The sequence below is a fragment of the Ruminococcus flavefaciens genome (genome assembly GCF_900116855.1).
Classification (GTDB): Bacteria; Bacillota; Clostridia; order Oscillospirales; family Ruminococcaceae; genus Ruminococcus; species Ruminococcus flavefaciens_R.
In genome coordinates, this window is the sequence record NZ_UETD01000013.1 from 1 (window position 1) to 20,850 (window position 20,850).

Below are 20,850 nucleotides of genomic sequence, written 5' to 3' on the forward strand. Positions count from 1 at the left end.
CCGTGAAGCTTATTGTCACGGCATCTTCTGCCATTAGGACAAGTGTAGGTAATATACTTTCGGTTGTCCTCCCACCGAACATCGTAGCCTTGCTGCTTCATCAGGAAGCAGAACTGCTTCTTGGTTTTTGCTTGCTTCATCACCTGATTGATGACGTTCATCAGTTCCCACTTGAAGCTCTCGCCGCGCTTGGCTGACCTGTACTCGCTGTCGGAGAGAAAGTCTTTATTCATTTTCTTCTTAGGTGTATCAAGCAAATGGACTCCGTACCGCCGACATATCTCATCGCTGAGCTTCATCAGCTGCTCGACTGACTCTCTGTCGGAATGATACTTCTTTCCGTCCTCGAAGCTGACTGAGTTCACTACCAAATGCGAATGTATATGCTCTCTGTCGATATGAGTTGCGACTACAATTTCATATTTGTTGAAGGCTTTCTCTGCAAGCTCCACTGCGATTTTGTGAGCAAGCTCAGGCTCAATCTCATACCCACTCGGAAAGCTCTGCACCAGATGATAGTACAGACGACCGTTATATTTATGGTACAGGTTCTTAGTCGCGGTCATTTCGTCGAGTGCAGTTTCGGGAGCACAGTTGACTCCTGTCACGAACCGCTTGTCCTCTGACACGGTCTTTTCCTTTCTGCTGACGTAGCTGAGGACGTTCTTCATGCCGCCAGCGGTCTGAGTTTTGTTGTTGATAAAATGGATTATTGGCATCACTTCACCACCTTTGCTATCTCACAGACTGCCGCTGTCACTGCCCTGTGCTGCTCCACAAGCTCGTCCAGTCTGACGGAGTGAAGCCTTCCTTCGTGCGCCAGCATTGCTATCTGATTGAGGTTCCGGCCGATAGCTTTCTGCTGCTTTGCGACCTCGTCCAGCCCGTCAGCCACTACGATTTTCTTGTCAAGTGCCGACCTGAGAACGAAGTCGCTGAGGGACAGCTTGTTCCGCTGAGCCTTGTTGTGTATCCGCTCATACTCGTCATCAGTACAGCGGATAGTGATAGTTCGATTGCGTTTTCTCATTGTATCACGCTCCTTTCTTTTGTGCGATTTTTGAGAGGGGGTTCGGGGTTCGCCCCGACCAGCAAGCGTTCGGCGGACTGCCGAATGCGATGCTGGCATTTCATACTTCCGTCGCCTGTACGGCTCCGTCAGCGGTAGTTTTCTCCTTATGCCAATGCCGCCACATTCGCTCCACGTTGCGCGACAATCGCTTTCACCGCCGCAGGTGGGATAACTACCCGATTTGGACTACTGCGGCAAAAATGGGCATTCTTGTGCGTGACAGTAACTCAGCCGTGACAGTAAAACTACCGACACGGAAACCTACTGACACGCCCCGCAGATGAAGCTATATAGAGTTTTGTGAGCTGTCGGGCAACGCCTGTGTGACGGTAACATTTCTACCGTCACTACTGTCACGCTGTTATTAGCAGAGAAAGGAATGCCTCCATATATATAGCGGTGGGAAACGAAAAAAACGAAGATTTTAATAATCGGGAAGTAAATGTTTGTATATCTGCACGAGTGATGGTTCGTTACGCCATTTGTACTTAGTTATATTTACCAATCAGCAAAAAGAAAAATCCCCCACAGCACTGTGGGGGAAAATATCAATTCAATTTGATTTATGCTGCAAGATCATTTTCATTATGGTTTGTTTCTTCGCTGTCTGTTTCAGACACAGGCTCTTCTGTATCTTCATCAATAGTTTCATCTTCCTCTATAGGATCAGGCTCCTTAGTGAGTATCAGCTCCCATGTGTTCTTATCCACATAGCCCTCGGCTCCGTCTGCAAATCTGATAGTATATGAAGCCTGTCCCCACTTGAAATTGCTGATAATGAGAACGTCATCAGTATCATTTACTGAGATAGTGAGATTTGAACCCCACTGGTCTGAAACAGTTATCTCATCAGATGCAATATCTTTGAGTTCTATATAGTTGTGGTCACTGCCCCACTCATTTATGGTATCGTTAGCATAGCCCTTACCAAAGATGTAGGTATCCTCGCCATTTCCTCCGCAAAGATTATCGTCTCCTGAACCACCGTCAAGTGCATCATTTTCGTTGGTGCCCATTAGATAATCATCGCCGTCTGTTCCCACTATAGGAGCACTCTTTGCCCGGATATCATACTGACCAAGAACTGTTCCGTTGTCAAAAACAAAGCTGTAATCACGGTTGGCATTAAAGTCAAAGAACGCTTTTACGATCATTCTGTCGCCAGTATCCTCACCAAAGTCAATTATAAGGTCATTATTTGACTCACGGGTATTGTTCATATCGCCCGGGAGGTATCCATGAATTACAATCGTATGAAGATCTGATGATGCTGCGATCGTATCGACAGCATATCCTCTGCCGTAAATATATGTATCATTACCGTGATCGCCCTGAAGATAATCATTACCGGCACCGCCGTCAAGTATATCAGCACCGCCGCCGCCATAAATCATATCGTCATCGTCTCCGCCATTTAAATAGCTTGAATCATCACCGTCATAAATGGTATCAATGCCGGCTTCTCCGTATATGATGTTAGTTCCGTTTCTGCCAAGAAGAGTATCGTCTCCGCTGCCGCCATACATGAAGTCTATATTCATGCCGCCTGCAACAGTATCGTTGCCGTCTCCTGCGTAGAAGATATTGAATCTATCGCTTGCATCAAGATAATCATCCCCATCTGTGCCTTCAACAACTTCTCTTGCTGCTCCTCCGCCTATTGTCTGAATATCATCATATGACATAAATTCATAGTTGAAGGGATGATTTATAAAGTCAGAAAGAGTGATCGTGTCACCTGTATATTTATTTGTGAGTACAAATTTTCCATCTAATGAAACAGAAGTACTGTAGTCATCGACGCTTAAGCCGTCAATAAAGATTATTCTGTTATTTCCTTCTGTATCATTAACGATGTCGTCACCATGATAAATTCCGAAGTAGTAACTGTCATCGCCTGCATCTCCGTTCATAGTATCATTTCCATAACCGCTGTAGATCAGATCGTTTCCATTTGAGCCGAAAAGCTTGTTATTGCCATTTTCTCCGAAAACAAAGTCAATCGCTGATGAGCCATGGTATGTGTCATCACTTTCAGCTCCGATGAATGTCTTAGAATTACCTATAAGATCGATTATCATTGCATATTTTGACGATTTTTCTGAATAATACTCACTATATTTTGCAAACTCATTTGTGTTGTGGATTATATCGTATGATTTTAGGTAAACACCAAGATCATAAATAAGTATTTCTGTATTATAATTATTATTTTCAATCTTATTCTCTATTATCTCATTAAGAAGTGAAGTATCAAGATATTTATTGCCATTTTCATCCTCATCTTCAAATGTTACGGCCATATATCCGCCAAATGACATTTTCAGATTAAGAGCATTATAATAGCTTTCTTCAATGTTCTTGTATATCTCTTTAAGCATCTCTGCAGCAGGTGCATTAGGATTAGGACCATCTACGCCCATAAACTCATGTCCCATAAAAGCTTCGATAACATTAAGATCTCTTGCATCAATATTACCGCCTCTGCTGTTGATAGGTATATCTGTAGAATCTGTGATGAAGTAGAGAATCTTTTTAAGATAATAACGCTTAAGTGCTATATCATCGGTGTAATTGAATGAAAGACAAAGATCTAAAAGATCGCCTGTTTCGTCATCGTCAATAGCCTGTTCGATCGTTTTTACATTACCAACAGTTTCTTCACCGTCATGGACCGTACTTGTTGTGTTTACATCGAACCAGAATTCACTGATATGTTTTCCGGCAGTTCCGTCTTTAAAATATACATAAGATGTCTCTTCTCTTCGTGTACTTCTTTCATCCGCATTTTCATTATCAGAAGTATATGGATCAGCATAGCAATTCAGATCTATGTAATCAACATTCAAGGACTTCAATGAAACATAGTCGTCTCCTTCGCTATCACCAAACCAAACTACAAGCTGATCAAATAAAGAATATTCCTCATCTGTTTCTGTCTGATCAGATGTAATATTTCCGAACAAATCATCATTATCGTCTATTTTGCCATTTCCATTTGTATCAAGGCTTCTTAATGCTTCAAATCCATTTGACGATTTTTCGCCGTTTGGCATTATGAAGCAATCGCCGAACAGTTCCCCACCGTTATCGATTTTTCCGTTTCCGTTAAGATCTATTGCAAGGAAACCGTCATGATTCTTTATCCATGCTGTTTTTTCAGCAAATCCATTATTATCAAGATCAAAGTTTATTCCTTCGTCAAGAGAAGTAAACTCTATTTCATCTGTTCCTGAGAAATTGATAATGAGGGGGTCACGCTGATATTCATTCTGTGAGGCTTCATAATTGGATGATTCACTTTCAATCAAAGAAATATTATTTGTTATTTCTGATTCGTTTTCTATTAAGAGTTCATCATACATCTCCATAGTTTGTTCAATATCAAAGAGGGGTGACCCGCCAATGTAGATCATATAATCATGTAAATCTTGAACAAATGGGTGTGAGGAAGAAATGGAAATGTATTCTTTTCCATTTATTACCACAGTTTTTTCGCTTTTAATCATCTCTGCGTACATAGTGAAAAAAGAAGATGCTGTAATTATAGATTGATCACTTCGTTCAAATTGTGTTATCTGTCCAGAAGTGTTATATATTTTTAATGTATTAATTAATCTTGCTAAGATTGTACAATCCAGAAGAACCATTCCTTTTGCAATTATTTCATTAGCTGTTTCTGGATTAGTTGATGATATTATATTCAATAGATCGTCCTTTGTTTTCTTAACAAATAATTTTTGAACTTTTTGAGAATCATTTTCAATAAAATGTTTCATGGTTGGTATTACTATTTCAATAAAGGCTTTACCATTAGTTGCTGAATCTAATAATACTGAAGGAGATGAATTGGTAACTAATGTTTCTTTAACAGCTTTAGTTAATTCAATATTCATAATTTCAGGAGCTTCATTATAAATAGAATCTACTATCTCTTTAACTTCGCTATAAGAATATGCAAGTTCATAGTCTTTATCTGTTGCTGGCGATACCGCTGTTTCAGGCTCTTCCTGTTCTTGTTTTTTTTCTGCATAACGATCAAAATGATAGATTATTAAACCATCACCAGTGTTATTATAATATACTTTATATATTATAGACTCTTTACTACTATTTACCCAATTAAATAAGAATTCACCATTCGGATTGGGCATCATATAGGAATCACTCGCTCCAATTAAAAAAAACGAATTTTCAGGAATAGCATCAACTTCATTACCAATTTGTGTCTTTGGAAGGTATGCATATCTATATAATTGCTCTATACCCAGTATTCTCTTTGGAAATTGTTCATATGAAGGTGGTTTTACTTCCCAGATATGAATAGTATTATAGCCCTCTTTGGCCCAAAGATCAATGCTTCCCTTTTTTCCTTTATAAGTAGTGAAGTTTTTGATTTTTCTAATGGTGCCACTCCAGTCTTCCAAGCCTGTGTAACTTTTCTGTAGTTCTTTCCAGCTATCAAATGTTTCACTAAGTTCTTTTTTATCAGTAGTATATGTTATTTTTAACTCTCTTTTTTGAATATTTGGATTATTCTGTCTAATATGATTTTGAACTAATACATGGATTATACAATATGGCAAATGATCTACGAAATGAAGTTTCCCGAAATCATCATGATAAACATATGTATTATTGTTAGTAGCATAATCATTAAATACAGGTTCGGCCATACATTCCAACGTTGCCTCAACTAAATTTTGATTATTTGAATATCGCCCAACGATGTCGAAAAAATCTAAATCAGCTGCAAATGCTTTGCAATGTGAAAACAAAATATTTGTATAACAAAAAGTCAAAACGGATATAATTGCAAAAAACTTTGAAATGAGTTTTTTCATATATTGTATATCTCCTTTTTAAATGTGATACCTAAATTTTTAAGCAAATTAATGTTATTAGATTTGATTGTTAATTTTTCTTTCATATAACTTTCATATTCTTCTTTTCCGGGGCTTCGATCAGCAAACCATTGATTAAAACTGTTATTTTTTTCAATTGCTTCTGATTTCTTTTTTTCTACCATCGATTGCATAAATGGATTACTTTCCAAAGCTTTAACCATTCGCTGAAATTCATCAGGGAAAACTTTTTCTCTATGCGCAAGAAATTCATCGACATTATGTGTAAGAATCACAACATCTTTGTGTAATCCTGGCAGTACCGAATATCCAAGTTGATATAAGTCATCAAGCGTTTTATTTTTTTCAAAAACTTCAAGTACAAATGGCATTAGTTCCTTTTGACTTTGTTTCAGCGCATCACGCATTTCTTCGCTGTTTCCCTTTGTATAGTAAAAAGAAAATTTTTTATGTGCATTATTTTTAGCCTTAATATTTAATAAATAATTATGAGAAAAACTAATAAGCGGCATCATACACGACTGATTACTTATAGTAGATGGATTTTTATCAAACTCTATCAAATGACGTTCAAGTATATTTAAACTGATACATAATGAAAACCCTTCATATTTATGGTCAAAAGCTTTTTCTTTCATAAACGAAATAATCTGTATGACTTCATCATCTATTACTCGTATAAAATATGGATATTTACTCTTAAGTAACTTAAATCCTTTGGGCTCAAGCAACTCACCATAAACTGATTTGAAAGCGGCATTAAGAGAAAGCTTTTTTTCTTTGATTGCCCTCTTTGCAAAGCCGAGCGTAAAAGTGTTTTCATCTTTCTCTGCATCATCTGCTGAAAACAGTATATTACTGCTGTCCATTCCAATAATTGGCGCAAGCTCTGATAAACTGTCCTCAACAAATACTTCATCCTTGCTGCATATTTCGATAAAGTGATCCCATGTACCGTCCTTACTCAGAAACGGCTTCCATATCTTTTCAGAAGGCTGCGGTATATCGTCACCGAAATAATCATCAGCTCGTCCGAGAATAAGTGTATCAGCTTTTTTGCCTTTTTCGTCGTAGAGCTCCATGATAGCACAGTCGCTGTCGATAACAACTGTGTTAACACAGTTTGTACCAAGCATTTTCGCTATCCTGCCTGTGTCTTTTTGTGATGTCTGATTGCCTTGTTTGTAGGCTTCGGAAGTAATTGTCACCCATTTACAGTTATCAGCAAATCTCAAAATATATGAAAGTTCGCTTTCATCGCTGTCGCAAGCCACATAGCCGTCTTCAGCCATTTTCTTGCAGAATTTATCAACGAACTGATCCTTTGATAATTTTTCGTTGTTAAATATCTGCGTTGAAGTAAAAAAATTGCCCATTCAATTCCTCCTTTTGTAGTGTATATAAGCTGATACATATTGTAAGTATAACGTAACATTGAGTAAAAGTCAATATTCGCATATTAATTAACCTCAAACGCAAGTTATTCTTGCAACAAAGTAAATAATATCACATTTAGAAGTAATAATCAATTAAAAAAGCGTCAAATGTAATTTTTTTGCGTGAAATGCTTTTTATTATTCATAATTTCTTAATTAAGTAGATTGAGATAACTCATTACTAAATAATAAAAGTCGATACCTTTATATAGGTATCGACTATTGTTCCATTCGGTTTGATGATATTTTCTTCTATAAGGGAATCTTTCGTTGCAGGGCGTCCCCTCTCAAAAAACAGTCCACCGGACTGTTTTTTGATTCACCCCTTGCGGAGCGCTTTGTTTTATTTCGTCGCCTTAAAAGCTGAAAGCGACGACCAGAGGCGCCGCCTCTGGACTCTGCCAAAGGAACACAGTCCCTTTGGAATCCCTTACAGGCGTTCAGCAAAGTTATTACGCTAAATTATGATTTATGTTAGTTATAATTGCTGCACTGCTGTATTCGATGTTGACAGGTTCAGCTTCACATTGTATAATTGAATTACGCTTATACAAGGGGAGTGGTATTACGGAAGCGGCAGATTTAGTCTTTTCGGGCAGCACTATGTTCGCGTACCTGCTGACAGCAGTAGTTTATTTGGCTGTGCCTATTGCAGCAGTGTTTGTCATGCGCGGCTGCGGAGCTGTAAAATGGCTGCCTGTCATAGCCGGAGTTATAATGTACTTTATCTCCACAAGGCTCTGTGACCTGACAGTGTGGATAACACTTTTCTCTGCGCCCTTTGCTGTGAAACAGGCGGCGGCAGTTGAGCTGATCTGCATATTTGAGGAAACAGGGCGCTGGCTCGCTATGAAGTATCCGTTGTTCAACATAAGATCATCTCGTTCTGCTGTCTGCTACGGCATAGGACACGCAGGACTGGAGTGCTGGATGAGAGGTATCAGTACCTTCGGGCTGATAGGTACGGGCAACAGACTGAACAGGGAGGGGCTAAGTTCATTTATTGAGGGAAAAACTCCGCAAGCTGCCGATGAGGTAGTTAAGGAGCTTCAAATGCTGACGGATAAGGGTATCATTAACGGTATAGTCGATTCAATAGAGATAATCACGAATTTCGGCTTTCATATCGCTCTTTCCCTGCTCATATTCAAAAAAATGGGAGAGCCGAAGTTCAAGAGGCGCTGGCTGCTGCTCGCCATAGGTCTTCATTATGCGCTGAACTGCATATCATGGGTGACTTCATTAAGCGGTATCCCGCTTCTTAGCAGCATTTTCGGGATCATAACAGGTGCCGCCATAATTATTTTGGTCTACAGACTGATAGATGGCAGAAGCGTCATCGACGAGATACTATATCCAATGGACATATAAAAAAGCCCCTAAGCTACTGCTTCGGGGCTTACGTTTATTTTGACTCTGCGAAGACTTCGTTTTCAATGACCTGACGGTTTCCCTCAATATCATCTATCCAGAGGACATTTCCTACATCCACGTCTTCACCGTGGAATGTACCGTCAGCAGGTATCTGTATCTGCTTTACTTTATAACGGGCACAGAAAGGCATTCTGAGCGAGAGCAGGTACATATTCGCTCCTGACATATTTGTGGATACATCAGGGATAACATCTGATGCGAGATTCTTGAACATTGACGGGCGGAAGCTCTTGATCTTAGAGAATATCAAAGACATTACACGGCGCTGACGCTCTGTACGCTCAAAGTCGCTGTTGCCGACTTTTCTGATACGGGAGTAGGAGAGTGCCTGCTTGCCGTTGAGGTGGAGCTTTCCGCCGCCGTTCAGAAGGTCTGACATCCTGTCGTCACCAACAAGCTCGTTTACTTCGGATATGAGGATAACGTTGATCTCCTCTGCTTCAGCGTCTGAGACTTCGAGGTCTATGCCGCCGACAGCATCTACCAGCGATACAAAGGATACGAAATCAACGGAAACGTAGTCGTCGATGCGGACGTCGAAGTTATACTCAATGGTGTCCATGAGCAGCTCGGGACCGCCGAATGCATAGGCTGCATTGAGCTTGTTCCAGCCGTTATCGGGGATCTCCACATAGCTGTCACGCATGAATGAAGTCATGATTATCTCATTGGTCTTTCTGTTTAGCGAAACAAGTATCATAGAGTCTGAGCGGCCGCGGTCATCGGCTGTTCTGCCGTCAGTACCTATTACAAGGACGTTGCGGACATGACCCTTGCCCACACTGTCAGCGTAGTGATTGCGGTGACCCGCAGGCACCTGATTGACCTGTCTGATAAGACATACGGAAGTGCATGAGTATATTCCGAAAAGCAGCAGGAAAAGTATGAGGATTATATGTATTATCCTGCGGATTATCCTTCCTACAAGAGACTTATGTCTGCGCTTTTTCTTCTTTTTTCTGGGAGCCTCCTCCTCATGACGGGGAGCAGACGGCTTTTTTCCGCCTGTGGGCTGAGGTCTCGGAGACTGTGGAGCCATTGGCGGCGGTGGAGCATATCCACCTCCTCCCGAGGAGGTGCTGCCGTATTCCTGAGGAGCCTGTCTCTCATAGTCATAATAGCGGCGGTCACTGTAATCGAACTGCTGCTGCGGCTGAGGAGGCGGTGTGGACTGAGGAAAGCGGGGCGGCTGTCCTGTTTTTGGAAACTGAGGAGGTGCATCTGTACTGCGGTACTGAGGAGACTGAGGCTTAACGCTCTGCTGCGGAGCCTGTGATGAAGCTCTGCGATTGACCTTTCTCAGGGGAGGAAGGTCTGACTTCGGCGCGCCGTAGCCCTCAAGATCATTGGGAAGGAGCACTGTATCCTCATTATCCGTATTCTGAATGTTGTCATTTTCCCTGTCATTATATCTGTTTGACATGATAATCCCTTTCTCTTTTTATGCTTTAAGAACCTGTATCAGGCTGGTATGCCGATACAGGTTCCTTCGTTTTGTTATGTTTTTTTCAGGCTTACCGCTATGTATGTCAGAGCAGTCCATGCGATATTGTAGACTGTCAGGGCTGTTGCCGACATATACACGAAATTGGACTGGAACGCCTTTGAGAGGATCAGCAGCATACACAGTACAAATCCCAGAAGTATAGAAGCGGATTGCAGTATAAGTCCGATTATTGCGGACGAATGAACTACCTTTGTGCCGATTATAAGCTCGGCAAGTGAAGCAAATTTGCCGGTAGTAGCCATTGAAGCGCTCAGACGGACTGCTTTTTTTGTCTCCTCATAGAAGTCCTCATGGAGCTTTTTGGGGAGTATCCTTGCCATCTCCTCGGGGATACCAAAGAGAGTATTGAGCTTTTTCAGTGTTATGCAGGGATCGATGCTCTTGATGAACATACAGATCTTCTGCTTAGCCAGTTTCTTTGCCCATTTCTTCACATATCTGTCTGCAACGATATCCACAACGAAAAGCGCTGCGAGATTGCCTGATATTGAAAGATAAAGTGCATCCTTTCTGCCGTCAACGAACTCAGCTTCCTGAGTTTTTGTGGGAACGCCTTCGATGTTGTGGCTGGTCATGAGTTCGCGGTTTCCGAAGAGTACGCGCTTGTTGTTTATCCAGCCGCACATTCCCATTCCCTCCTCGTAGGAGTAGTTGTCGATGGGGTAGAGAGCACCGTTTCTGCCTGCAATGACATCCGTGAAGAGCTGGGACATGATACTTCCGGCGTTAGCTGTAAGGCTTGCAGCTTCGAGGAGAGCTTCGTCAAGCTTTGTGTTTGAGAATACCTTTATACCGTCAAGTCTTACAGTACCCTCGGGAAAGAGAGTTCCTGCATCGATGAGAATGGAGTTGGTATCATAGAAGTCGTCAACGCTCTGATAGCCGAGCATTATGCCTTTGTTTCTGATAGCGCTCTTTGAAACATTTTCAAGAGGGATATTTACTACAAAGGGCATTGCTATGCAGGAAGTGGCACATATTATCATACTGAATATTGAGAAGCCGAAAGCGGCAGCCTCCATGGAAGCAAATGTGCCCTTGCAGAAGAAAGTGAGGAATAGAGCGACTATGATGGAGGCGATGAGACACAGCGGGGAAGCCTTGCGGCAGAAGTCGTCGGTCATATCCGAGGAATATGTGTATCTCAGGAAGTCTGTCAGGAAGTCGGTCTTTCTCATAGAAGCGAGGATAGGGAAGTCGCCGAGAGTGCCTCGTGTAATGCGCTCTGCTCTGTCCTCGTCGGTCACATAGGTAACGCCGTGCCTGTCAAAGTTTTTCGACACGAACTTGAAGTTCCTCGCCGCTCGTCTGATGATAAGCAGCTTGCCTATGGCATTTATCAGCAGCGCCAGAATACCCACAGGCATATATATGTGGATATTTTCCGAGCTTACAAGGTCGGGGCGCATAAATGCGGGGATAATTGCAATGAGACAGGACAGTGCGGTGACAGCCGTCATGGAATCGCTGTCTGCCTTGAAGCTGAGCAGCTTTCGCAGTCCCTTTGTGATGACAGCCATGGAGGACAGCACCGAAACTGCGCCCAGTACGAGGTGTATGGTCAGATAGGTCTTTATATGGGACATACTGAGGAAATCAAGTACCGGAAGCTCAAACTGATTGGTCACAGTTATGAAAAGACTGAGGAAGGCAGTCATTGCCAGTATGAACACTCTTACAGAAATAGTGCTCTTCAGTTCGTATATATCCCTGCCCACGTCCTCAACATCACCGTAGTAATTGAAGTCAACGATACGCTTTGTACGCTTTGACTTTGAGTGGAGGGACATGAATTCGTCCGCCTCCTGAGTGATGTGAACATCCAGCTGACCTGCATTTATGTCAGCCTTTTCGCTGAGGTTTATGCTGGTGAGTTCAGCTCTGGGAGCGGGCTCAACGGGCTTTGCAGCTTCAACAGCGGCAGGTGAGGGGACGATATCAGTTATCTGTTTTTTGCCCTCCGGACTTTCAGCCGCCTGTATTATCTGTACCCTGCTTCGTTTTTTCTTCTTGAATTCGGGAGGAGTATACATATACTCTCCCTCGGGAGTCTCCCTTGCATAGGTATAATCGTTGTCCTTGCCGCGTCTTTTCTTGCTGCGCTTTTTAGCGCTCTGGACCTCCTTGGCTCTGGTGGAATCGCTCATTCTCCTTATTTTCGGAGCTTCGTCGGGAGTCATCTGTACGGGAGTAATAGTGCCAGAGGGTATGACCTTTCTCTGCGGATTGGTGCGTATCTCGCTCATGGCGTCAGAGCTTACAACGGCTATTTTATGCCGTGAGAGATCGGCGGGCTTTACATCGTCCGCAGGAGTATCGCTTCTGAGAGCGTTATCGAAAAGAGCTGATTTTTCGTGTGAGACGGGAGGTCTCGATTTGGCTTTTTCAACGATGTCGGGAGATTCAACAGTAGAGTTTATTATCTTCTGGGCATCGACTCTGCCCACTCTTGTCTTGGGTTCTTCGTTATCGGGAGAGTACTCGTCAAGAATAGCCTCCAGCGATGGTTTCTGTTCCGACATAATTATCTCCTTATTTGCTTCCTCTGCGCTGGCGGAGCACCTCATACATGAAGATACCTGCCGCAACGGAAGCATTGAGTGAATTTATCCTTCCCACCATGGGAAGCTTTATCATGAAGTCGCATTTTTTAGCGATGAGCTTGCTTATTCCGAAGCCCTCCGAGCCTATTACAAGACCGACTCCGCCTGTGAAGTCAGTCTCGGAGTAATCTGAGCCCGAGGCGTCTGTGCCGTATATCCACACACCGTTATCCTTGAGGGTGTCGATGCAGGCAGCAAGGTTTGAGACTCTTGCTACGGGGACGTAGCTTGCCGCACCTGCCGAGGTCTTGAAGGCAGTGGCGTTCAGAGAAGCGCTCCTGCGCTTGGGGATAATGACTCCGTCAGCGCCGGATGTCTCGGCGGTACGGATGATAGCGCCGAGATTGTGTGGGTCTTCTATTTCATCGCATATGATGATGAAGGGCTTTGTGCCCTTTTCCTGTGAGACTGCAAGGATATCCTCAACAGTCACATACTCTCCGCAGGCACCCTCGGCAACAACTCCCTGATGGGAAGCTCCGCCGGAAAGGCGTGAGAGCTTTTTATCGTCGGCGTCCTTTACAACGACGCCTTGTTCTTTTGCCATTTTGCGGATAAGTCCGAGACTTCCGCCGTTTCCGTCTATGTAGATAGTGTCGAGGTTAGCTCCTGATTTGAGTGCCTCGATGACGGGATTACGTCCGCATATGATATTTTCGGACATCTCTGCAGTTCTTTTATCTTTTTCCATACCTTACAGCGGGCTCGAAATGCCCATGCTCCTTTTGTTCTGTATAGTCATATCCCTGAAAAGGGAAGATCACTTTTTATTATACCATTATTGAGCTGAAATTACAAGAGCTTTTTTAATTTTCTGCAAATTACCGCGGAAAATAGCGGCTGCTCATCTGTTTATATCTATCACCGAAAGCTCGGGACGGTTGAATATCCTCGGAATGAATATCATTCTCAGCGGACGGGCAAGTCCTACACTTATTATATGCACCGTGCCGTTATATTCGTACATTCCCTGTGTATAATCGGGAAAGATACCCTGATCCGGGGCGTAGAGTCCCTGATCCAGCAGCTTTGGTATCCTCCACTGACCGCCGTGGGCGTGACCTGAGAGGATAAGGTCAAAGTTATCTTTATTATTGAGTCCCTCGCCGAGATAGGCGTCTATCTGCTCCGGCTGATGGGCAACAAGTATATTGTAGAAGCTGCCGTCAAGAGTATCGAAGCACTCCTCGAGCTGTGTCTTGTGTTTGCCCCATGCAACAGAGTCCTCAGCGCCGTATATCCTGACTTTTTCGCCGTTTACGACTGTCTCGGAGAAGTCTCCCATAAGCAGGGGACAGATATCTCTGACCTGATCATAGAATTCCTCGGTATCCTTTCGCATTTCCTCGTGATTGCCCGGGGAATAGAAGCAGGGATACTCAGCGGAAAGTGCCTTCATGAGGGTGAGGGCGTGTTTTGTGCCGCCCCATGCGTCTACCACATCACCGCCGAAGATAACTATATCGGGGTCTGCCTTGCGTACCTCGTCTATTATGCCTGACTGGTCTGTACCGCCGTAGAAGCAGTTGTGGAGGTCTGATATGAAAACTATCCTCATTCCGCTCTGAAGCTTCGGGCTTTTCACATCATATCTCACTGTCCGCATAGTGAAGCCCCATGCGGACAGCAGAGCAAGTACCAGCAGTATAATTGCTATGATAAGACGCTTCTTCGCCTTTTTTGACATTATTTTCCTCTTTCTGCGATAATGTTCATCATTTCACCCACGTTCTTCATGCCCGAGACCTCACGCATTTTGAAACGCATACCGAACTCGTCCTCGACTGCAGCGATGAGGTTGATGTGCTCGATGCTGTCCCAGTCCTCGATATCATCGGAGGTGGTGGAGGGGGTGACTGAAATGGATGAGTCTCCGAAAACGTCGCGGAATACCTCGTTAAGTCTTGCTGTTATCTCGTTATTGTTCATTGCTGTTCTCCTTATCACGAATTTTTATTACTTTGTTCTTGTTTTCGTAGTTTCCGATATCCAGATGCCATACAGAATCGCCGTTTTCCGCTGTACTGTCACAGGTAAAGCCGAATGTGCCGTAAAGCTCCGAGACAAGATGGTTCTTGAGAGTCTTATAGTAGAATCCGTTGAGACGGCTTATTCCTCTTTCCCTTGCAAGGCGCACAAGCTCGTCCAGCATGGCAAGCTCCATATCTCTTTTCAGTACGCGGCAGCTCATGAGCCAGAGTTCGATATCAAGCTCCTCGCCGCGGCACTTGCCTATTACTACGGAAACTATGCCGTTGTCGCCGAACTTGTCCAGAAGTCTTCCGCAGAGGCAGATATGGTCGGGGCTGAGACTGACTTCATGTATCTCGTTCTCTGTGTAACGTTTTGTGGTCAGGTTGAACTGGTTGCTCTTGTTGGTGAGCTGAGTGATACGCTGGATATATATGGGCTTGAAGCCGCATATAACAGCGTTCATATCAAGGCTCAGGAGGTAGTCCTCATAGCTCTCGAATTCCTTGCGCTGCGCAGCTCGCTGAGCATTTGCCTTGTACATCTCCGAGCGTCGCATATCGTCCTCGGAGACAGATGTCACCTCGAAGTAGCCGCCTCTTGAAAGCTTATACATAGCGTCATGGACATTGCTGAGGTTAACAGTCTGTACCATGGGGAGCTGTCCCTCTACGATGGCACACTCCGCAGGATTGTCGTCAACGAACACGAAGCTGTCAAGACCGAGGCTGAGCTCATCAGCGGCTTCTGCGATATTTCTGTCCTTGGGCTCCCAGTTCGCCTTTATGGAGACAAAATCTGAGGGGGAGAGAACACTGCTGGGGTGCTGAAGACCGAGGAGAGCGTTTTCCTTCTCATTTTTGGAGCAGACTGCAAGAAGTACACCGTAGTCCTTATAGCCCTTTATGAAGCTCTGGAATTCCTCGTATGCCTGTCCCACAGCTGTCTCGGGACCTATCTCGATGCCCTCCTGACCGTCATCGCCTATGACGCCGCCCCAGAGGGTATTATCAAGGTCGAGTTCGATGACCTTGTGGTTCTTGCCGTAAATGGACTTGATTATGCAGGCAAGGCTGTACGCAAGGTCTGGGATAACAGCAGTGCTCATGGCGTACTTATAGAGATACCATGCCTCGGCATCATGCCAGTTGGAGAGGCCGCAGACGGCTGAGAGATAATTGATATCATGGATATAGAGACCGTGAGCATTCCTTGCGTAGTCAGAGAACATAACGTTCATACGGTCGATGAAAGCACCGTGACCTGCTGTGCTCCAGCCGTCATAGCTGCCTGTGCGTCTGAACAGGGGCTGCTCGAAATTATTCTGGATTATGGGGCAGGAATAGCGCTGTATAAGGCTTTCCCAGACCTGTCTGAATATGCCGAACTGCTCATCAAGGCGCTGCTGTACGCTCTCGGGCTTCTCAGCAGGACTTTCGGGCAGAAGTGTAAGATTTCTGGAAGTCGTATGGATATATATGATGTCGGGGCAAAAGCTGTCAAGCTCGGGATTACCGAAAACTGCGTCCTCATAGAACTTGTTGTACTCCGACTGGTAGAATTCGGGTTCGATACCGAAATTCAGCAGAAAAAGCTCCAGTGCGGATACGATGTGGTTAGTCGTTGAGCCCCCCAGCACAGCGACCTTTTTCTTGACGCGGACAGTGCCGTCGGAAAGCAGAGCCTTTTTCAGAGCAAGCCTTCTGCGAATAATATCCTTGCCGTCAAACGGAAAGTTGAGTTCTCTCATTTTATCTCCTTATTTGTTAAGATTATTGTGTATGCAGCTGCGGTTTGCACCCACAGCAGAAAATGAGCACATGGCAAAAAGCACATCCGTGGCCTCAACGCTGTCGATGAAGTCGATGGCGTTCAGGTCGAAATAACGTATATCGCAGAGATAAATGTTCTCGAAGGAGCTTGTCAGCATGGGCAGCAGGGCGTTGCCGTAGCTGTCCTTGAATATGACAAGGTTTCTGCCGTTTTTGCACTCTGTATTGACATGGACTATCCTCTCGTCGGAGCCGAATACCATATAATAGCCGGAATTGGGCATAGGAGCCGGATCAAGGAGGAGGTTAGCTGCCACAGGATTTTGGAAATGTGTGTCGTACTGCGTGACAGTAACGGGAGTTTTAGGCTTATAGTATACGAAGTCCTCGGGATTATTGAGCAGCGTAGCGCTCTGTGTGTACATATAGAGTGTACCCACATATCCGGGGAGAGTGACTGTTTCATATTCCGACAGGTCAGCAAAGGGAACACCTGCCATGAGGGCAAATTCCTGTGCTGCGTAGTAAGCGCCCAGAGGCTGCCAGTGGTGGTCGGTTCGGGAGTAAATAGGCTCGTTTTTGTGTGCGTTGAGGATATTGTATGCGTCAACGGGGATGACACCCTTCAGTGAAGCCTCTATCTTGTCGAAGTCATCCTTCTCACTGTAAGCAAGGTTGCTGTACTGTTCGGGGATATAGAATGAACTTGAGGTGGGAAGCACCATTGAGTAGACGTTTTTCCCACCGAGAGCTTCTTTGTATTCATTCACAAATGAAGCGTATTCCTGTTCGGCTCCCCATGCGCCGCCGTAGAGAGTGACACCGCGCTTGTTTACGATGAGGATATTGTTGGTAAGCTCGCCCTGAGCAGGTTCTTCCTCCTGAGGTGGAGCAGTGGTTTCGGGGACAGTGGTTGTCTCTGCTGTCGGGACAGGAGACTGTACATCAGCGGTGGTGGTCACAGGAGCAGCTGTTGTCACAACAGCGGCAGGCTTCTGTATAAATCCGCTGCCGTAAAGCTCCGCACCGTCCTCGCCGTCACCGTATTTTCTGCCTTTGAGAGGGGTGATGTTATCGGCGATGAACTCCTTTATGTGAGCGCGGTCATGGACCGTATCATCGAAGTAGTCCGCAATGCCTGCGGTGTATTTGCCGTTCAGATAGCTCTTTGCCGAGAAGTCCGGGAATGTGGTGAGCATACGGTTTTCGTCATCGGCTTTTGTCTCATGGGGGAGCAGTGCAACGTAAACGAAGCCGCCTGCAAAAATAGCTCCCATAAGGATTATATTGGCAAGAGCAATAGAGTTCAGGGCAGTCTTTCTGCACTGCTTTTTCAGCTTTTTAGCCTTGATAGGTATATCTATGGCTGTGTTTTTGCGGTCCGAAGCCTCTATGGATATAACCGGCTCGGGACGCGCAGCCTTATCGTTCACATCTTCGGACTTGTTTTTTTCTTTGTCCTTTGATGTATTTTTGTTATCTTCATTCATTTGTTTGCCTCTTTAAAATCTGTAATACAGGAATGGGTGTGTGGTCGAATCTACGAGCATAATGCTTGTAATGACCAGAAGAAGTGCTGCGGCTACCGCGGCGGTTGATGATATGACAGCCTTTGAAGCGAAACGCTTGTCCGATACTTTTTTGATGGTGCTGATAATAGGGAAGCAGCATATCACCGCAATGATGAGCAGGTACATATTGTTGATGAGGGATATCCTGTCCTGCACGGCAATAAAGCCGTTTTTGCCAAATCCGAAGGCTGTCTTGAAAAATGTTCCCAGCTTTCCGATATCCTCGAAATAGAATATGCCGAAGCCGATGAATATAACGAATTTGCTGTAAATATGCCTGATGACTACGGGTATCTTCTTCATCTTCTTTTTGCCTATCTTCATTTCGATAAAGACAAAGACGCCGTAGTAGAGTCCCCAGATTATGAAGTTCCAGCTTGCACCGTGCCAGATGCCGGTGCAGAGCCATACAAGGAAGAGTCCGCCGTATTTTCTGCGCTTGCCGAAAATCGGGATATACAGCACATAGTCGCGGAAGAAGGTACTGAGCGAGATGTGCCAGCGCTGCCAGAATTCGGTGATATCCTTGCAGATAAAGGGATGGTTGAAGTTCTCATCAAAGTGGAAGCCGAAAACTCGTCCCAGACCGATGGCTATATCGGAATAGCCCGAGAAATCGAAATAAATTCGCATTCCGTATGCGATGACTCCGTACCATGCGCCAAAGGCGGTGCTGCCGCCGATATTTCCGAGAAAGCTCTCCGAGATGATATTGAGCTGGTCCGCAAGAAGGACCTTCTTTGCAAGTCCGAGGGCGATACGGTTGAAGCCGTAGGAAATATCTCGGAGCTCAACGGTGCGGCTCTCGATCTCCTTTTCGATGGTGCTGTATCTTACAATGGGACCTGCCACAAGCTGTGGGAACAGCGTAAGGAACAGCAGGAAGTTCTTGAAGCTTTTCTGCGGCTTGACCTTTTCCCAGTGACAGTCGATTATATAGGATATGGTCTGGAAGGTATAGAAGCTGATACCGATAGGAAGCCTTATATCGGGAACGGGTATAGAGCATGAAAAAAGGGCGTTGATATTTTCTGCGATAAAGCCGCTGTACTTGAATATGCCAAGCATAAGAAGGTCGTATGCAACAGCCGCAGCAGTTGCAGCAGTATCGCCCCCCTTGCCCTGATATTTTCCGATAATGAGACCTGCTGTATAGTTGACGACAGCGGTCAGCAGCATCAGGAAAATATAAACGGGCTCGCCCCATGCATAAAATACCAGCGAGAAAAATATCAACACCGTGTTTTTTTGTTTGATCCCCCTTGCGGCTGCATAGCACAGCAGGCATAAAGGGAGAAATATATATATAAAGAAAAGTCTTGAAAAAACCATTGTTCTACCGCCTTGTTGCTTTTGTTCTGTATCTTTCTTTTTTACCGCTTAAAGGCAGGCGGAACAGTTAAAATCAAATATTTATCTATATCTTTTTCCTGCGGAAAACATTAAAGCTCCGCATTGAATATTATACAACAAATGCTGCTGAAATGCAAGAGAAAAAGAGCTGGATTTACAAAATTCGGCAGCTTTTTTCAAAAATCGTATCAAGGTACAAAAAATCCGCAGTTATCTGCGGCTTTTTTGTAAGGCGGTGAATTTTTAGCTAAAAAATCCCCCCACCGTTACGGTGAGGGGATATATGTTACTGTACGTTGTTATTATCGTTTGAAACAATAGCCTTGAGACCTGTTGCCAGACCTGCAAGTCCCTGTATCTCACTTGGGATGATGATCTTTGTAGCCTTACCGTCAGCAGCTTTTGCGAAGGACTCAAGTGACTTGAGCTGGATAACTCTGTCGTTAGGATTAGCATTGTTCAGCTTAACGATACTGTCTGCAAGTGCTTCCTGAACCATTTCGATAGCTTTTGCTTCACCGGTAGCCTCAAGTATCTTCTGCTCTCTAACGGCGTCAGCTCTCAGTACCATTGCCTGCTTTTCAGCCTCTGCTTCGAGGATCTGAGCTTCCTTCTTAGCCTGTGCGCGGAGGATCTGAGATTCCTTTTCACCTTCTGCAACGAGGATCTGTGACTTCTTGTCACCCTCTGCCTGGAGGATCTTCTCACGGCGCTCACGCTCAGCCTTCATCTGCTTTTCCATAGCGTCCTGGATCTCACGAGGAGGCAGGATATTCTTGAGCTCAACGCGGTTTACCTTGATACCCCAGCGATCAGTAGCCTGATCGAGGATAGCTGTGATCTTTGAGTTGATAACGTCTCTTGATGTGAGAGTAGCATCCAGTTCCATCTCACCGATGATGTTACGGAGAGTTGTAGCTGAAAGGTTCTCGATAGCTGCGAGAGGTCTTTCAACGCCGTAGATATACTGCTTGGCGTCAGTTACCTGATAGAATACGACTGTATCTATCTGCATTGTAACGTTATCCTTTGTGATAACGGGCTGAGGTTTAAAGTCTACTACTTTTTCCTTCAGTGAAACCTTGCCTGCGATCCTGTCGATGAAGGGAACGAGAACATGGAGTCCTGTTTCCCACTCAGCGTGGAATGAGCCCAGACGCTCGATAACGAAAACATGAGCCTGAGGAACGATCCTGAAGGACCTGATGATAACGAATAAAAGAGCAACGATTACCAATAATACTATGATTCCGAATACATCCATTT

14 protein-coding genes are annotated in these 20,850 nt (G+C 44.5%); 1 reads left to right on the top strand and 13 read right to left on the bottom strand.

What is annotated here, in order from left to right; translation table 11 throughout:
- The 4 genes from DSZ37_RS13760 to DSZ37_RS13775 form a co-directional block, all read right to left on the bottom strand.
- A partial coding sequence (locus DSZ37_RS13760) for a relaxase/mobilization nuclease domain-containing protein (RefSeq protein WP_181380325.1) occupies window positions 1-719 on the bottom strand: 719 nt, incomplete at its 3' end.
- Entirely contained in the window at window positions 719-1,030 is a 312-nt protein-coding gene (locus tag DSZ37_RS13765) for a plasmid mobilization protein (RefSeq protein ID WP_109727467.1), read from the bottom strand. The genes DSZ37_RS13765 and DSZ37_RS13760, both read right to left, overlap by 1 nt.
- Window positions 1,031-1,635: 605 nt before the next feature.
- A complete protein-coding gene (locus tag DSZ37_RS13770; protein ID WP_146198195.1) occupies window positions 1,636-5,916 on the bottom strand; it encodes a calcium-binding protein in 4,281 nt (1,426 codons plus the stop codon).
- Window positions 5,913-7,313 (bottom strand): hypothetical protein, encoded by a 1,401-nt coding sequence (locus DSZ37_RS13775; RefSeq protein WP_109727469.1) that lies wholly within the window; start codon window positions 7,311-7,313, stop codon window positions 5,913-5,915. Before DSZ37_RS13775 ends, DSZ37_RS13770 begins: the two co-directional genes overlap by 4 nt.
- A gap of 663 nt (window positions 7,314-7,976) precedes the next feature.
- Between DSZ37_RS13775 and DSZ37_RS13780 the strand changes: the two genes are divergently transcribed.
- A complete protein-coding gene (locus tag DSZ37_RS13780; protein WP_207655915.1) occupies window positions 7,977-8,744 on the top strand; it encodes a YhfC family glutamic-type intramembrane protease in 768 nt (255 codons plus the stop codon).
- A gap of 34 nt (window positions 8,745-8,778) precedes the next feature.
- Here the strand turns inward: DSZ37_RS13780 and DSZ37_RS13785 are convergent, their stop codons facing one another.
- From DSZ37_RS13785 to DSZ37_RS13825, 9 genes are all read right to left on the bottom strand, one after another.
- Complete coding sequence (locus DSZ37_RS13785; protein WP_109727471.1) at window positions 8,779-10,230, bottom strand: LCP family protein; 1,452 nt, start codon at window positions 10,228-10,230, stop codon at window positions 8,779-8,781.
- A gap of 74 nt (window positions 10,231-10,304) precedes the next feature.
- Complete coding sequence (locus tag DSZ37_RS13790) at window positions 10,305-12,836, bottom strand: hypothetical protein (RefSeq protein WP_109727472.1); 2,532 nt, start codon at window positions 12,834-12,836, stop codon at window positions 10,305-10,307.
- A gap of 10 nt (window positions 12,837-12,846) precedes the next feature.
- Window positions 12,847-13,608: a 23S rRNA (guanosine(2251)-2'-O)-methyltransferase RlmB gene (rlmB, locus tag DSZ37_RS13795; RefSeq protein ID WP_109727473.1), complete on the bottom strand. Its 762-nt coding sequence runs from the start codon at window positions 13,606-13,608 to the stop codon at window positions 12,847-12,849.
- A gap of 153 nt (window positions 13,609-13,761) precedes the next feature.
- A complete protein-coding gene (locus DSZ37_RS13800; RefSeq protein ID WP_109727474.1) occupies window positions 13,762-14,604 on the bottom strand; it encodes a metallophosphoesterase in 843 nt (280 codons plus the stop codon).
- On the bottom strand, window positions 14,604-14,846 hold the full coding sequence (locus DSZ37_RS13805; RefSeq protein WP_109727475.1) for an acyl carrier protein: 243 nt from the start codon (window positions 14,844-14,846) through the stop codon (window positions 14,604-14,606). Before DSZ37_RS13805 ends, DSZ37_RS13800 begins: the two co-directional genes overlap by 1 nt.
- Window positions 14,836-16,638: an HAD-IIIC family phosphatase gene (locus DSZ37_RS13810; protein WP_109727476.1), complete on the bottom strand. Its 1,803-nt coding sequence runs from the start codon at window positions 16,636-16,638 to the stop codon at window positions 14,836-14,838. Before DSZ37_RS13810 ends, DSZ37_RS13805 begins: the two co-directional genes overlap by 11 nt.
- A gap of 9 nt (window positions 16,639-16,647) precedes the next feature.
- Window positions 16,648-18,150, bottom strand: a complete 1,503-nt coding sequence (locus DSZ37_RS13815) for a DHHW family protein (RefSeq protein WP_109727477.1) — start codon at window positions 18,148-18,150, stop codon at window positions 16,648-16,650.
- Between the two features lie 12 nt (window positions 18,151-18,162).
- Window positions 18,163-19,563, bottom strand: coding sequence for an MBOAT family O-acyltransferase (locus DSZ37_RS13820; protein ID WP_109727478.1), 1,401 nt, complete (start codon window positions 19,561-19,563; stop codon window positions 18,163-18,165).
- Between the two features lie 307 nt (window positions 19,564-19,870).
- On the bottom strand, window positions 19,871-20,848 hold the full coding sequence (locus DSZ37_RS13825) for an SPFH domain-containing protein (protein ID WP_109727479.1): 978 nt from the start codon (window positions 20,846-20,848) through the stop codon (window positions 19,871-19,873).
- Window positions 20,849-20,850 lie beyond the last annotated feature (2 nt).